Source organism: Polynucleobacter rarus (genome assembly GCF_003072505.1).
Classification (GTDB): domain Bacteria; phylum Pseudomonadota; class Gammaproteobacteria; order Burkholderiales; family Burkholderiaceae; genus Polynucleobacter; species Polynucleobacter rarus.
The window spans coordinates 1,336,740-1,350,644 of record NZ_NTGB01000001.1 but is presented as its reverse complement, the minus strand read 5'-3'; the positions used below and the strand labels follow the sequence as shown (position 1 = coordinate 1,350,644).

At 40.5% G+C, this 13,905-nt stretch carries 12 protein-coding genes; 7 read left to right on the top strand and 5 right to left on the bottom strand.

The features are described 5' to 3' along the window. Positions 1-6: 6 nt before the first annotated feature. The 3 genes from AOC35_RS06310 to AOC35_RS06300 all read right to left on the bottom strand — a co-directional run bounded on the left by AOC35_RS06310 (position 7) and on the right by AOC35_RS06300 (position 3,452). Positions 7-2,241: a xanthine dehydrogenase family protein molybdopterin-binding subunit gene (locus tag AOC35_RS06310; protein ID WP_159077497.1), complete on the bottom strand. Its 2,235-nt coding sequence runs from the start codon at positions 2,239-2,241 to the stop codon at positions 7-9. Further along, the gene (locus tag AOC35_RS06305) at positions 2,238-2,696 is read right to left on the bottom strand and encodes a (2Fe-2S)-binding protein (RefSeq protein ID WP_108646286.1); all 459 of its coding nucleotides are present in this window, start codon (positions 2,694-2,696) and stop codon (positions 2,238-2,240) included. Before AOC35_RS06305 ends, AOC35_RS06310 begins: the two co-directional genes overlap by 4 nt. Positions 2,697-2,798: 102 nt before the next feature. Next, on the bottom strand, positions 2,799-3,452 hold the full coding sequence (locus AOC35_RS06300) for an SRPBCC family protein (protein ID WP_108646285.1): 654 nt from the start codon (positions 3,450-3,452) through the stop codon (positions 2,799-2,801). Between the two features lie 156 nt (positions 3,453-3,608). Here AOC35_RS06300 and AOC35_RS06295 point away from each other — a divergent pair, with 156 nt between their 5' ends. Further along, positions 3,609-4,568: a D-2-hydroxyacid dehydrogenase family protein gene (locus tag AOC35_RS06295; protein WP_108646284.1), complete on the top strand. Its 960-nt coding sequence runs from the start codon at positions 3,609-3,611 to the stop codon at positions 4,566-4,568. Between the two features lie 144 nt (positions 4,569-4,712). Here the strand turns inward: AOC35_RS06295 and AOC35_RS06290 are convergent, their stop codons facing one another. Both AOC35_RS06290 and AOC35_RS06285 read right to left on the bottom strand, forming a co-directional pair. Beyond that, the gene (locus AOC35_RS06290) at positions 4,713-6,821 is read right to left on the bottom strand and encodes a xanthine dehydrogenase family protein molybdopterin-binding subunit (protein WP_108646283.1); all 2,109 of its coding nucleotides are present in this window, start codon (positions 6,819-6,821) and stop codon (positions 4,713-4,715) included. Between the two features lie 11 nt (positions 6,822-6,832). After that, the gene (locus AOC35_RS06285) at positions 6,833-7,279 is read right to left on the bottom strand and encodes a (2Fe-2S)-binding protein (RefSeq protein ID WP_108646282.1); all 447 of its coding nucleotides are present in this window, start codon (positions 7,277-7,279) and stop codon (positions 6,833-6,835) included. Between the two features lie 316 nt (positions 7,280-7,595). Here AOC35_RS06285 and modA point away from each other — a divergent pair, with 316 nt between their 5' ends. The 6 genes from modA to AOC35_RS06255 all read left to right on the top strand — a co-directional run bounded on the left by modA (position 7,596) and on the right by AOC35_RS06255 (position 13,905). After that, entirely contained in the window at positions 7,596-8,309 is a 714-nt protein-coding gene (modA, locus tag AOC35_RS06280) for a molybdate ABC transporter substrate-binding protein (RefSeq protein ID WP_159077496.1), read from the top strand. Between the two features lie 24 nt (positions 8,310-8,333). After that, a complete protein-coding gene (modB, locus tag AOC35_RS06275; RefSeq protein ID WP_108646280.1) occupies positions 8,334-9,011 on the top strand; it encodes a molybdate ABC transporter permease subunit in 678 nt (225 codons plus the stop codon). Continuing rightward, positions 9,011-10,798, top strand: a complete 1,788-nt coding sequence (locus AOC35_RS06270) for an ATP-binding cassette domain-containing protein (RefSeq protein ID WP_108646279.1) — start codon at positions 9,011-9,013, stop codon at positions 10,796-10,798. The genes modB and AOC35_RS06270 overlap by 1 nt, the downstream gene beginning before the upstream one ends. 83 nt (positions 10,799-10,881) lie before the next feature. Further along, positions 10,882-11,925 carry an XdhC family protein gene (locus AOC35_RS06265; RefSeq protein ID WP_108646278.1) on the top strand — a complete coding sequence of 348 codons (1,044 nt, stop codon included), beginning with the start codon at positions 10,882-10,884 and terminating at the stop codon, positions 11,923-11,925. 38 nt (positions 11,926-11,963) lie between these two features. Then, complete coding sequence (locus tag AOC35_RS06260) at positions 11,964-13,109, top strand: fumarylacetoacetate hydrolase family protein (RefSeq protein ID WP_108646277.1); 1,146 nt, start codon at positions 11,964-11,966, stop codon at positions 13,107-13,109. Positions 13,110-13,209: 100 nt separating this feature from the next. Beyond that, positions 13,210-13,905, top strand: coding sequence for a DUF4136 domain-containing protein (locus AOC35_RS06255; RefSeq protein ID WP_211307487.1), 696 nt, complete (start codon positions 13,210-13,212; stop codon positions 13,903-13,905).

Sequence of the window (13,905 nt, the reverse complement as noted above, 5' to 3'; positions counted from 1 at the left end):
TTCTCCTTAGGCTAATAGGGGTTTGATTTTGTTGGCGGTCAATGGTAAATCGTAGATTCTTTTACCGATTGCATTCGCAACAGCATTCGCAATTGCAGCGCCGCCAGGACCTTGAGAACCCTCACCAACACCCACTGATTTCTCATTTGGACGATCAATTAATTCGACGCTAACATGTGGCATATCCTCAAAGCGCAAAATGGGATATTCAGCCCATGAACTTACTTGTAGACTATTCTTATCAAAAGCCAATTCTTCATGTAAAGTCCAACTTGTAGTTTGAACTAGTCCACCCTCTAATTGATTTTTAAAGCCATCAGGATTAATAATGAGTCCAGCATCAGCCGCACTATACATATGTAGCACCCTTACTTTACCTGTTTTACTATCTACTTCTACATCAGCGATGACTGCGCAGTAAACTTGAAGATTTTTATATTGGGCAAAACCGATGCCGCGACCAAATAACTTATCACCTTTTTTAGACTTCAATGGTCCATTCTTACTCCACTTCGCCATACTTGCAGCTTTGTTAATAACATCTTTCGCTCGCTGATTTTCTAAATGATTTAAGCGGAATTCCACAGGATCTATCTTTGCAGTCTGAGCTAACTCATCCATCATCGACTCGATGGCAAAAACGTTTGCATATGCTCCCAATGTTCTTAATGCTGAAACTCGAATAGGCATTTCTTCAATCAAATGATTCGTTACTTTTTGATTTGGAAATGAGTATAAGGGCAAGGCATTACGATGCGAACCACCAGCAGGCAATGGAATATTAGTAACAGGTGAAGGTGTTTGTGGTTTATCCATATACCAACTGGATACCAAGTTGTTTCCTGTTTTTTCTCCAGGTCGAGTACTGTGAGTGTTACTCCATAAATCGTACTGCCAATCCACTATTTTTCCTGAGTTATCAATAGATGCCTTAATTTTCATTGACATCGCACTGCCGTAGGGTTCCCACTTGAACTCATCTTCACGCATCCATTGCATCTTAATCGCTTGCTCAGGGAACTTTACAGCAACTAAGGCTGCATCAAGTGCGACATCATCAGCACCACTTTGGCCATACATACCGGAGCCTTCAACGTGCATGCAGACAACCTTTTCAGTTGGCATACCAAGTGCTTTGACGATATCAGTTCTTAAAGGATACATACCTTGACTATGTGTATAAACTTTTAATACACCAGAATTCATCACTGCTATCGCGCAAGAGGGGCCAATACTACCGTGCGCAGTAAAGGGCTTGGTATATTGTTGTTCAATAGTTTTAATCGCCGGATTAGTCGCTGTTGTTTTAACGCCGTGTTCAGTATCAATCGACTTCAAGGATTTCATCGTATTTAACCAACTGCCAGTAGAAGTAGGCAGATCGTTGACAAGTTCCCATTGTGCTACTTTTTTGGCTTCTTCCATTGCTTTAATGGCTTGCTCTTCCCGTTTAGCAACCACGGCAAGAAAACTACCATTTCGAACTAATCCAACAACTCCCGGCAAACTAGTGATCAGATTTTCATTGATACTTTTAAGAGTTGCTCTTGGGGCAGGTGGACGGACTACCCTGGCATATAACATACCGGGTATGCGCATATCTTGAACGTAAGCAACCCCACCTGAAACTTTAGCTGGAATATCTACGCGTGGAAATGACTGTCCGATGTATGTCCGCTCTGAAGCGCCCTTAGGCTTATATTTCAAGTCAGCTTTTTGTTTTAAAAGCTCTGGTTCAACGAGTTTCCAATACTCGACAGACTTGCCGTTGGCTGAACTAATCACGCCATCTTTAATTTTTAAGGATGACTGTGGAACATCCAATTGCTTGGCTGCTTTCTCTAGAAGCGTTCCTCTAGCCTGAGCGCAAGCATAGCGGAGCGCTAAGCCTCCATACTCAACGGATTGGCTACCAGAAGTAACACCCTCGTTGGGAGATAGACCAGTCGTGGTTGGTACCATGACAATTCTAGAAATGTCCACGTCCATTTCATCTGCAGCAATCTGTTTGAGGGCTGTAGTAATTCCTTGCCCGAACTCGACTTTACCGGCATAAATAATAATTAAGCCTTTGGGGTCAACGGCTAGCCAACTATCAATATTTGGATTATTAGGTAGGTCACCAGGTAAAACAATGGCTGCATTTTGTGCAAGGAGACTTGGCATCCAACTAAAACCAATAATCAAACCAGAACTTTTTTTCAAGAAACTGCGGCGAGGATTTTGAATGGGTGCGTTCATGCTAGTTCCTTTGCTGCGCGTTGGATCGCTTTTAAAATACGCGTATGAGTGCCACAACGACATAAGTTACCATTCAAGGCAGTCTTAATTTGTTGTTCTGTGGGGCGTTTGTTGGTATCGAGCAGTGCTTTGGCACCCATCATCATCCCTGAGATACAAAACCCACACTGAGCCGCTTGTTCAGCAATGAATGCTTTATTTAAAGCTTTCAAAACACGATCCGTCTCATAGGATTCAAGAGTGGTGACATTCGAGTTCACCGAATTAATCGGCGTAATACAAGAACGCACTGCATTGCCATTAATAATTACCGTGCAAGAGCCACACTGGCCAAGCCCACAACCGTATTTTGCGGAGTTAATGTCACAGTCGTTTCTTAAGGCGTAAAGTAGGGGAGAGCTTGGATCGGTTTCAACCGTTTGCACTTTCCCATTGACTTTTAATGATGTTGTCATCTGATCTCCATTTTTAAATTATTTAAACCATTTTTTTATTCATTCATACTAAACTAAAGTACGGATTTACGGAACTAGAACTATAAAAACCAAATTTTTAATTTAGCTGAGTTTCATTGCTAAACCGGTGATGAGGGCACCTGTTAAGGCAGCCACAATTAACCACCAAGCGGGTACTTTTCCCTCATTATTTAAAGTTTGTTTCGCTGGACTAATTCGGGTAATCCCTGAGTTTGAAGCAGAGTTGCTAGAAGTACTATTTAATTCTTGATTCTGTGTATTTGAAGAGATTACTTCATCAGCCACTTCAGGTGTCACTGGAGATAACTCACGATTGAAGGCTTTAAAAAAGTCGTCAGACATTTTTTTTGCCACGCTATCAATCAATCTTGAACCGATTTGTGCCAACTTACCACCCACATGTGCTTGAGCGTTGTAGGATAGTTCTGTGCCGTTCTCAACGGTAGTAAGAGTCACCTTAGAAGAGCCCTTGCCAAAACCTACTGCACCACCTTGGCCCTCGAAAACCAAAATACAGGATTCTGGTGGATTTGCTTCAGTTACTTGTAAAGTGCCTTTAAATTTCGCTTTTAAAGGTCCTATTGCAGTAGTAATAGCCACCTTAAATTGATCGGGTGCTGTTAACTCGACAGATTCACAACCAGGTAAGCAATTCTTCAATACTTCAGGGTTATTTAAAGCATTCCAAACAGTTTGTTTATCAGCTGGGATGACTTGAGAGCCTAGTATTTCCATGAATTACCTCTAAAAATTAATCTTAATATTAAAAATGATAACAGTATGAGAATTTTAATGACAAATTCGATAGCGAAGTCAAAAGGCGTAAAATATTTCTTCTTATTGAGTATTAAATTCAACAATCCCTCCCACCATCATATTCAGGAATAAATAATGAAAATCGTAGTCTTAGACGATTATGAAAAATCAATGATTTTTCTTAAAGAAAATAAAACGATCACTAGTAAAGCATCAGTTGAGATTTACCATGACCGACTCATGGGTTCAGCTTTAGTAGATGCCATCGCATCAGCCAATGTCGTAGTCTTAATGCGCGATCGGACTCCATTTAAAGCTGATTTGATTAATCAATTACCAAATTTACAATACGTTATTTTTACCGGTAATCGGAATATGGCAATTGATTATGATGTGTTGGCAGCTAAAAACATCCCCGTTAGCTTTACGGAGTTTGGGCCCTCAAAAGAGACTACAGTTGAGTTGACTTGGGCATTAATTTTGAGTGCCTATAAGCGTATTGGTGAACAAAATGCAGTGGCAATGTCAGGTAAGTGGCGCAATGAACACTCTATTTTGCCAGCCTTACATGGTGAACGTTTAGGTGTTTTAGGTCTTGGTTCTATTGGTTCAAAAGTTGCCAAGGTTGGTCTAGCCTTTGGTATGGATGTAGTTACTTGGAGTCCTAATATGACTCAGGAGAGGGCAGATGTCCATGGGGTCAAAGCAGTCAGTTTGGATGAATTATTACAGACTTCAAAAATTGTTTCATTGCATTTGGTACCCGGTACAGGCACAAAATATTTAATGAATGCAGAAAAATTAGCTTTGATGCGCCCCGACTCTTTCCTAGTAAATACTTCAAGGTCGACTTTAATTGTCACAGAGGATTTAATTCAGGCATTAAAGTTAGGTCGGCCAAGTATGGCTTTGTTGGATGTCTTTGATCATGAGCCAATAAATGTTAAAGATGCGCTTTTCCAATTAGAGAATCTATTCATAACGCCACATCTTGGTTTTGTTCACCAGCCTATTTTTAAGAATTTAACGATGGGTACCAAAATGGCTCTTGAAGCATGGGTAAAAGGCGAGCCATTAGTCAATCAAGTGAAATAATTATCTTCTTTATAAATATAAAAGCCGGTCATTTTTTAGATGACCGGCTTTTTTGTCTTCTTGACGCTTAGCTCAGGTTTTAAAACAAGATGCTTAAGTAAATTAAAAAAACCAGCAATACAAGATAGACTTTTTTTGATTCCATTAGACCTTAATAATTGGTAGTGATCGAATTCGTTTTCCAGTTGCTGATGCGATAGCATTTACAACGGCTGGCGCTACGCTTGGAACACCGACTTCACCCATGCCAGAGGGTTTACCACCACCCTCAATGATCGTAATGTCCATTAAAGGTGCCTCAGACATACGCATCATTGGGTAACTATCAAAATTTTTCTGCTCTACAACACCATCTTTAAAAGTGATTTGCGTTTTCATGGCAGAAGATAAGCCAAGAAGCATACCGCTCTCGAGTTGGGCTTTGATTTGATCTGGTCGTACCGCAACTCCAGGATCTACTACTGCTGTCAATTTGTGAACTTTGGGGGTTGCTTTGGCATCTTTACCAATTGAGATTTCCGCAATAACAGCAATATAAGCGCCATATGCTTCAGTTTGCGCAACACCTAATGTGTGACCATTTGATCTATTTTCCCCCCAACCAGCTTTTTTGGCTGCCGTGGCAAGTACTTTTTGCGCACGTGGGTGTTTACTGAGTAAATCCATTCTCATTTTGACCGGATCTTGAGAAGTTTGTGCAGCAACTTCATCAATAAAACTCTCCAAGGCAAAGGTATTGAGGTTGTTACTCACGGCGCGCCAATAGCCGACACGCACACCTGTTTCATGAATCACGTTTTCAATACGAAGGTTAGGAATGTCGTAAGTTAAATTAACGGAACCTTCATTCATAAATGGGTCATTACCGTCCACAACAAAGGGTGGAAAAGCACGAGCTGTTACCGATTGAGAGGTCATTTTAGAGGACAAGCCAGTAATTTTTCCCTTCGCATCAACACTGGCAGAAACTGTATGAAGACTTATTGGACGATAGAAATCATGCGTCATGTCATCCTCACGTGTCCAAAGCAAACGAATCGCTTTACCTGAGGCTTTAGAGATGGCCACTGCTTGAGAAATAAAATCTAACTCAAGTTTGCGACCATAGCCACCCCCTAAAAAGGTCGTATGGATAAATACTTTTTCAGGAGCAACGCCGGCTGCAGCAGCGGCAACTCCCTGAGCACCTTGTTGGAACTGAATCGGGCCCCAAACATGGCATTCGCCATTATGCACATAAGCTGCACAATTCACGGGTTCTAAAGTGGCATGAGCTTGGTAAGGCATCATATACTCAGCCGTAATCGTTTTTTCACCGGCTTGTAATGGATTAGCAAAATTACCTAATTTGCCTACAATAGCGCCATTTTTTTGATGTGCAGCGCGTAATCCTTGCTCAATTGTAGCCATACTATCCGTCGCTTTGGTATCACCGTTTTGCCATTCAATCTTTAAAGCATCACGTCCTTTTTGGGCCAGATAAAAGTCTTTCGCTAGTACCGCAACTCCATCAGGGATTTCAACTACTGCGTCAATCCCTTTTAATGCTTTAGTAGCTGAGCTATCGACTGATTTCACCTTGCCCCCGATAACAGGTGACTGAGCAAGACTAGCTACTAACATGTCCGGTTGACGAACATCAATCCCGTAAATAGCGGTACCATTCACTTTTGTAGGTGTATCCAATCTTGGAAATGCTTTACCAATGTAACGGTATTCTTGAGGGGATTTTAAAGTTGGTGTCCCAGTCACTTTGATAGTGGAGGCGGCTGTAGCCATTTCGCCATAAGTTGCACGATTTTTACCTGAACTGAGCATACCTTGATTTGCGGTCACACTCGTTACAGGCACATTCCATTTGGCCGCAGCAGCAGCGATTAATTGCGCTTTTGCCGTTGCTCCAACAAGTCGTAACTTATCCCATGCTTCACGCACTGAAGTTGACCCACCAGTAATCTGACCACCTAGTAAAGAATTGATATAAACCGCATTGGCAGGGGCAATTTCAATTTTGACTTTATTTAACGGATACTCTAATTCCTCTACGATTAACATTGCCATCGTGGTGTAGGTATCTTGACCCATTTCTGAGCGAGCATTGTTGATAGTAACGGTGTTATCTGGAGCAATTCTCAACCAGGCATTCGTGTCAATGGCTTCAGCACCTATAGCAATTTGTTGATTAGCACCAATCCCAATAATGAGACCAGTACTTACAACGGAACTAGTTTTAATAAATGAGCGACGATCCATGATGTTTCTCCTTAAGCTTTAGCAGCGCGGTGAATGGCGCGACGAATACGTGAATAGGTTCCACAGCGACAAATGTTGCCATCCATTGCGTTGGTGATGTCGTTATCACTAGGATTTTTATTTTTTGTAAGAAGTGCCGCTGCAGACATCATTTGTCCATGTTGGCAATAACCACATTGTGGAACTTCCTCTGCAATCCACGCGTCTTTAATTTTTTTAGAGAGTGTGGCAGGTAAGCCGTTAATGGTCGTAATTTTGTTATTAGTGACAGCAGAAATCGGGACTTGGCAAGATCTAGCAGGTTGACCATCGATATGCACTGTACAGGCACCACACAAACCAGCCCCACAGCCAAATTTAACTTCCTTAACATCCAAATGATCTCGTAATGCCCAAAGCAGAGGCGTGTCACCTTGAGCATCGATGTCGAGTACTTTACCGTTGATATTTAATTTCATTTATATTTCCTTTTGGAAAAATGGGATAAAAACTTTTGGATCTACTGGAAAATGCATCAACTAACCACCAAAAGATTCAAAAGCAAAATGGACTTAAAAGAGCTACCTGAATAATTAAACCTATAATAAATAATTACTAATTTCTCTAAGTAACATTCTTATTTTAATTATAAAAAATAATAATTTTATTTTTTTTGAAAGAATCAATAAATTGTATTTATTTTTTTGTTTAACTTCTATCCTACGAAAGTATTTTTTTGTGGCAAGCTGTTTTTTGGGGTTTCTCCTGGCTTCAGAGTACCTAAATGCCCAAATATTGAATAAAACTAGGGTAAAACCACCAATAGTTCTCGCCGCCGCAAGCCTACGACCAGCTTTAGAGGAAATCGTTCTGAATTACCAACGAATATCAAATGTTCAACCTAAAATTATTTACGGATCGTCAGGTAACTTTTACCAACAAATTCTGAATGGTGGAAGATTCGATATTTTCATGAGTGCTGATGAGCATTTTATAAATCAACTTCGGGATAAAAAATTACTCCAAAATGATGGCATTATTTATGTTCAAGGCAAATTAGTGATTTGGTTATCAAAAAGAATGTTTCCTGAACAGATGACTCTTGAAAAGCTTCAACCCTATTTGAAGACTCAGCAAGTAAATAAAGTGGCAATCGCAAATCCTGGTTTGGCACCTTATGGGAAAGCTGCTGAAGAAGTGTTGCGGAAATGGCAAGGATGGCCTGAAATTAGTAAGAAATTGATTATGGGTGAAAATATAGGGCAGGTTGCTCAGTTTGCATTGTCAGGCTCAGTGCCTGTCGCGCTTTTACCCTTATCCTTGACTTTGAATCCAGAGATGCAAAAAACAGGTTTTGTTCTATCTGTCCCAGATGAGTCATATGAGCCAATTTTTCAAAAAATGGCACTATTAAGTAATAATCCTGAAGCGCGTGATTTTTATCAATTTATCTCAGATAAACAAAATAAAAGGATTTGGGAAAAATATGGTTTTACAGTACCCCAATAGAATGAAATATAAAGACTAATTAAAATGGATTTACAAGCGCTCTTCTTATCTCTTCAATTAGCCACTCTTACCGTAATCATCCTGATTCCATTGGGCGTTCTTGTAGCGCATTTTTTTCCGATGAAAAATACGCTTGGGTCATTCGCAAAAGAGGCCGTGATTACCCTTCCTTTGGTCTTACCCCCGACTGTACTTGGTTATTATTTACTCGTTGGATTTGGCGGTAATAGTTGGTTTGGACATTGGTTTGAAATGATGACAGGTCAAACTTTGGTCTTTTCTTTTTTAGGGATTTTGATCGCTAGTTTGATTTTTAATATTCCGTTTGCCTTGATGCCAATTCAACGGGCATTTGAAGCAATTCCACAAGATTTAAAGGATGCGAGCTCCACTTGTGGTCTCCCGCCTTGGCAGAGATTATTCAAAATTGAGATTCCCCTCTCTAATAAAGGCATCTTGAGTGCGGCGGTGATGACCTTTACTCACACTTTAGGAGAGTTCGGCGTAGTGCTCATGATGGGGGGCAATATTCCTGGTCAAACGAGAACCTTGTCGATTTCGATTTACGATAGCGTTCAGTCGCTTGATATGCAAGGTGCTGGGGTGATGTCAATGTTCTTACTCGTGTTTTCATTTGTCGCACTGATTTTTACTCAACGTCTATCCTTAAGTGCTCGGGACTTTCAAGGAAATCTTCGATAATGACTTTAAGCGTGGCACTTAAACATACTAATGGCATTCATTTAGAGATCGATTTTGAATGTAAATCAGGAGAGCTTTTAGCTTTAGTTGGTCCCTCGGGGAGCGGTAAAACAAGCACCTTAAGAGCAATCGCAGGCCTCATGCCGATTGAGCAAGGTAAGATTTATTTACAGGATCAAGAAAAAAATCATATTTGGCTAGATACGCAAAACCATATTCATATTCCTAGTTTTGAGCGTCAAGTGGGGATGGTATTTCAAAACTATGCGCTATTTCCTCATCTCACAGCCTTACAAAATATCGCTCTCGCATTGCCGAAGGGGGATTCAATCGAAATTGCTCAGCAACTGATGGAAGACATGGGTTTGATAGATTTTCATGATCGCTTGCCCGATCAATTATCAGGCGGACAAAGGCAACGTGTTGCACTAGCGCGAGCATTTGCCAGAAAACCGCAAGTTCTATTATTGGATGAACCATTTTCAGCTGTTGATCATCCAACCCGTAAAACACTTTATGAAGAGTTAATTAAGTTGCGGGAAAATATTTCTATTCCCATTGTGATTGTGACGCATGACTTGCGGGAAGCAAGACTTCTGAGTGATCGATTATGCATACTAGATCAGGGTAAATCGCTACAAATTGGTCATCCCGAACATATTGTTTCAAGCCCTAGAAATGGACGGGTTGCCGAACTCGTTGGTCTGACAGATATCTTTTCTGCGACTTTTTTAAAAGCACAACATCCTGATCAAATTTTACAAAAACAAGCGACCCTTTTATGGGGGCAAGGAGTAGAAGCATTTCCTCTAACCATCTTTGATAAAGGGCGCTTACCTGATCAAACGGAAGTCAAATGGGTGATTGCAAAAGAATTTGTTGAAATCAGTAAAAAACCTTTTGAAAGAATCAATACCCTCAGTGCTAAAGTGCTTCAAGTAAGAAGATTGGGGGAAATTTCTTCAGTAGATTTTGAAGTAGAGTTAGCCTTTGGTCCTACGATGCATTTTGAGCTAAGTACCCGCCTAGTGAACGAATTAAACATTGATATTGATGATCAGGTTTTCCTTTACTTAGATCCTAAAGGGATTCATATTATGCCGGTATATAGTAGCCCAGCGCACAAAGAAGTTGAGAAAAAAAAACGAGATAAGCCCCTCAAAATTGTGGCAGTAATTTTGGTCGCTGGTGAAGGTTCTCGACTTGGAAATTTGCCGAAATCGCTGATTAAAATCGATGGACAAACGATTTTAGAACGACAATTAAACGCATTACAGGAACTTGAGATAGAAGATATAGTCCTTGTCACAGGTTTTTATCAAGAGGCTTATAAAGAGCTTAATCTGCCCAGTAATGTGTTACATGCTCATAATGAGCAAGCCTCAATAGGGCAAGGTAGTTCTGTTCGACTCGCTTTGAAGACGGTCTATGAAAAATTAGAAGAGGTTGATGCCATCATTATGTTGCTAGGTGATTTACCACAAGTTAATGCTGCAGATCTGCGACAATTAATTGAGCAGTTCAAGATACGCTCAAAAGGTGAGGTCGTGATGCCATTAGTTAGTTCACAGCGTGGTAATCCCGTCATTATTTCTGAAAAAGTACTGAAAGAGATTGTTTCTTCAGAAAAATTAACCGTGCGAGGATGGATGGATCAATACCCGAATGAAGTTGAGGTTTGGCAAACAGAAAATCAACACTTTACATTTGATTTTGATACCAAAGAAAATATTGAAACTTTTGTCAAAAAGACCGGTTCTAAAGTTGAATTACCCAGTAAACCATAGTAAACACTAATTGAATTTGTTTTTAGATCGTGCATCATTAGAAAATCATCACTGCTTTAATGGAATAGAAATAACTCGGATCAATGGAAAATATTGAAATTACCGTATTACGTGAATTGCTTGATTGGCGGTTAAATAACAAAGCTGCTAAGCTAGTAACAGTTGTTAGAACCTGGGGATCCTCGCCTCGGCCGATTGGATCAATCATGGCTATTTGTGAGAATGGTAAAGTCATGGGTAGTGTCTCAGGTGGTTGTATAGAAGATGATTTAATTAGACAAAACACGCAAAGCCCTATCACCTCTGCATCTAGTCCCGAATTTTTAAAGTACGGGATTTCAGCAGATGAAGCCCATCGTTTTGGACTTCCTTGTGGTGGCACTATTGAATTATTCGTTGAATATAATCCTGATATCCAAGCTTTGAAAGAATTAATTACGCACTTGGATCATGGCAAGCTAGTGAAGAGATCGGTTAATACACAAAACGGTCAAGTCCTCTTAGAAATAACGAATAACCCCGCAGAACTAGAAATCAATGGCACTTCTCTGATCAATACTTTTGGTCCTGAGTATCGGATGTTAATTATTGGCGCGGGTCAATTAAGCGAATATTTAGCGACGATGGCTCTGTTTAATGGCTTTGCAGTAACGGTCTGTGATCCAAGAGAAGAGTATGTTGGTCACTGGGCAGTCCCAAATGTCACGGTGGTGACGAAGTCACCTGATGATGTCGTTGTCGAATTTAAACCCGATGCTAGAACTTGTGTCGTAGCGTTGACTCATGATCCTAAATTAGATGATCTGGCATTACTAGAAGCATTAGAAACTGGGGCGTTTTATGTTGGTGCCATTGGCTCAAGAAGGAATAATGCAGCCCGCAAACAACGCATGATTGAATATTTTGATCATACAGAAGAGAGCTTAACTAAATTGCGTGGACCAATCGGAATCTTCATTGGTAGTAAGACACCTTCTGAGATTGCTGTGAGTATCATGGCAGAAATATTGGCCGTGAAAAATAATGTTCAGTTGCCGAGAGAGATGGAAGTAGCGATTGCTAAAAATGCCTTATCAATCTCAGAGAACGACGGCGTCAATGATGAAAATGCGTGTAAGATTAATTAAAAAAATATAGACCTTAACATCTTTATAAGGAGACTTAGATGGACCATAAAAAGAACTTGAATTCCTCTTCGATTGCTTCAGACTCTGAAGAGGCTGCAACCGCCTTACCTAATTCCCAGCGAAGAAGATTATTAAAAAGTTCATTAGCTACCGGGGTTTTGTTTAGTTCAGCTAATCCAGCTTCGCAAGCCCAGGGTCTGGTTGAAAAAGATGCAACAAGTAATATCGCGGTGCCTAAAATCGCTAAGGGATTAAGATTAGTTACTTTTTCGCCAACTGCAGACCAAAAACCTCGTATCGGAGTGGTCCTCAATGATGGTCAAGTCATCGATATCGCGATGGAACTGCAAAATTCAAAAATGGTAAGCAGCTTTGATCCCTATTCAATGCTTTCCTTGATTCACCGTGGGAATGAAGGACTGAATCAAATTCAAGAAATACAGTCTCGAGCCATGCGTCTGCGCATTATGCGTCCCACCGTGAACCAAGTTAAACTTTTTTCACCGATTCCAAGACCACAAAGTAATATTTACGCAGTAGGTTGGAATTACTTAGATCATTTTGAAGAGGGGCGTGAGGCAAGAGCAGATAAAGCCATTCAGGAATTCCCCAAAAATCCCGTATTCTTCACCAAAGGTGTTTACACCATGAACGGGCCGTTTGATCCAATTCCCTTTGATGCGACGAATTCAATTCAGGCAGATTGGGAAGTTGAGTTGGCTTTGATCATCGGTAAAACGGGAAGAAATATTTCAGAAGAAAAGGCCATGGATTATGTTTATGGCTACTCTGTATATAACGATACTACGTTGCGGGAAGTTCAGCAAAAACGTCACGGAGGACAATGGTTTAAGGGGAAGAGTCTAGATGGCTATGGCCCAATGGGCCCGTGGATTTTGACTGCCGATGCAGTTGATTTAAATCAAACCCGCCTCATTTGTCGTGTCAATGGCGTGGAAAAACAAAATGGTACCTATGCACAAATGTACTTTAAAATTCCACGAATTATTGCTGAACTATCACGTGGCCTGACCTTAGAAGCTGGAGATATCATTGCCACCGGCACTCCACCTGGTGTTGGTTTTAGTAGAAAGCCCCCAGAGTTTTTAAAGCCAGGGGACATTATGGAATCTGAAGTAACTGGAATTGGTATTATTCGTAATCCAATTCGTTCAGAAGTTTAATGATTTATTGAATTCAAATTACTAACTTAGTTTAAAAATTGCATTAACAATTTTTCCTGTTAATGCAATTTTCATATAATTTAGGTAAGATGAAACAATGATGATTAATAAAAATTCTTTTACCTATCTAGTCTTATTCTTAGCCCTTAGTCTTCTATCGGGATGTGCTAACTTCTTAGATGTGAAAGTGACTCGGTATCACGTATTACCGATTCCTAAATTGGCACCACCTCCATCCCCATCAGGTGTTAACCCACCAACTTCAACCATTGGCTTAAATACCAATGTTCCTCCTACCGTTTTTAACGGACAACATTTTGCAATGGTCAAAGAAGTTGAGAAGGTCGAGGATTTGGAGTTTAAGCAATTTGTCAGAGTCATTGCGAACGAGCTAAGTTATTTGGGGTTAAAAGAGAGTGAGCCAAGTGACTTTTTGATTGATTTTAGACTTAGCTCACCAGCTTCCGTTGGGGAGAGAATGCAACCTTATACAACTCCGTACACACGGGTGAATTGCCTCAGGGATGTTTATGGCAATCCTAACTGCGTACCGATGACTTCTTATCAAACGAACTATTACCCGGTTAAGTACAACTTCTTTACAAACGAACTCAGCCTGTTCATTATTGATGCAAAAACTAATCAACGGATTTGGCAGGGACGAGCTGAGGCAATTAGCTATGATGAGCCTAATATGAAAGGGCTTTTGCCATTCTTGACGCGTGCTGCACTGAGTAATTTCCCAGGCCCTTCTGGTGTAACTGAGACAGTTCGTTTTAACTTAGAAAAAAAATAG

What these genes read in the sequence shown, in the direction of transcription:
- AOC35_RS06290 (WP_108646283.1), bottom strand. Translation starts at nt 6,821, where the DNA reads ATGGATCGTCGCTCATTTATTAAAACTAGTTCCGTTGTAAGTACTGGT.
- AOC35_RS06295 (WP_108646284.1), top strand. Translation starts at nt 3,609, where the DNA reads ATGAAAATCGTAGTCTTAGACGATTATGAAAAATCAATGATTTTTCTT.
- AOC35_RS06285 (WP_108646282.1), bottom strand. Translation starts at nt 7,279, where the DNA reads ATGAAATTAAATATCAACGGTAAAGTACTCGACATCGATGCTCAAGGT.
- AOC35_RS06260 (WP_108646277.1), top strand. Translation starts at nt 11,964, where the DNA reads ATGGACCATAAAAAGAACTTGAATTCCTCTTCGATTGCTTCAGACTCT.
- AOC35_RS06270 (WP_108646279.1), top strand. Translation starts at nt 9,011, where the DNA reads ATGACTTTAAGCGTGGCACTTAAACATACTAATGGCATTCATTTAGAG.
- modB (WP_108646280.1), top strand. Translation starts at nt 8,334, where the DNA reads ATGGATTTACAAGCGCTCTTCTTATCTCTTCAATTAGCCACTCTTACC.
- AOC35_RS06300 (WP_108646285.1), bottom strand. Translation starts at nt 3,452, where the DNA reads ATGGAAATACTAGGCTCTCAAGTCATCCCAGCTGATAAACAAACTGTT.
- AOC35_RS06255 (WP_211307487.1), top strand. Translation starts at nt 13,210, where the DNA reads ATGATTAATAAAAATTCTTTTACCTATCTAGTCTTATTCTTAGCCCTT.
- AOC35_RS06265 (WP_108646278.1), top strand. Translation starts at nt 10,882, where the DNA reads ATGGAAAATATTGAAATTACCGTATTACGTGAATTGCTTGATTGGCGG.
- AOC35_RS06310 (WP_159077497.1), bottom strand. Translation starts at nt 2,241, where the DNA reads ATGAACGCACCCATTCAAAATCCTCGCCGCAGTTTCTTGAAAAAAAGT.
- AOC35_RS06305 (WP_108646286.1), bottom strand. Translation starts at nt 2,696, where the DNA reads ATGACAACATCATTAAAAGTCAATGGGAAAGTGCAAACGGTTGAAACC.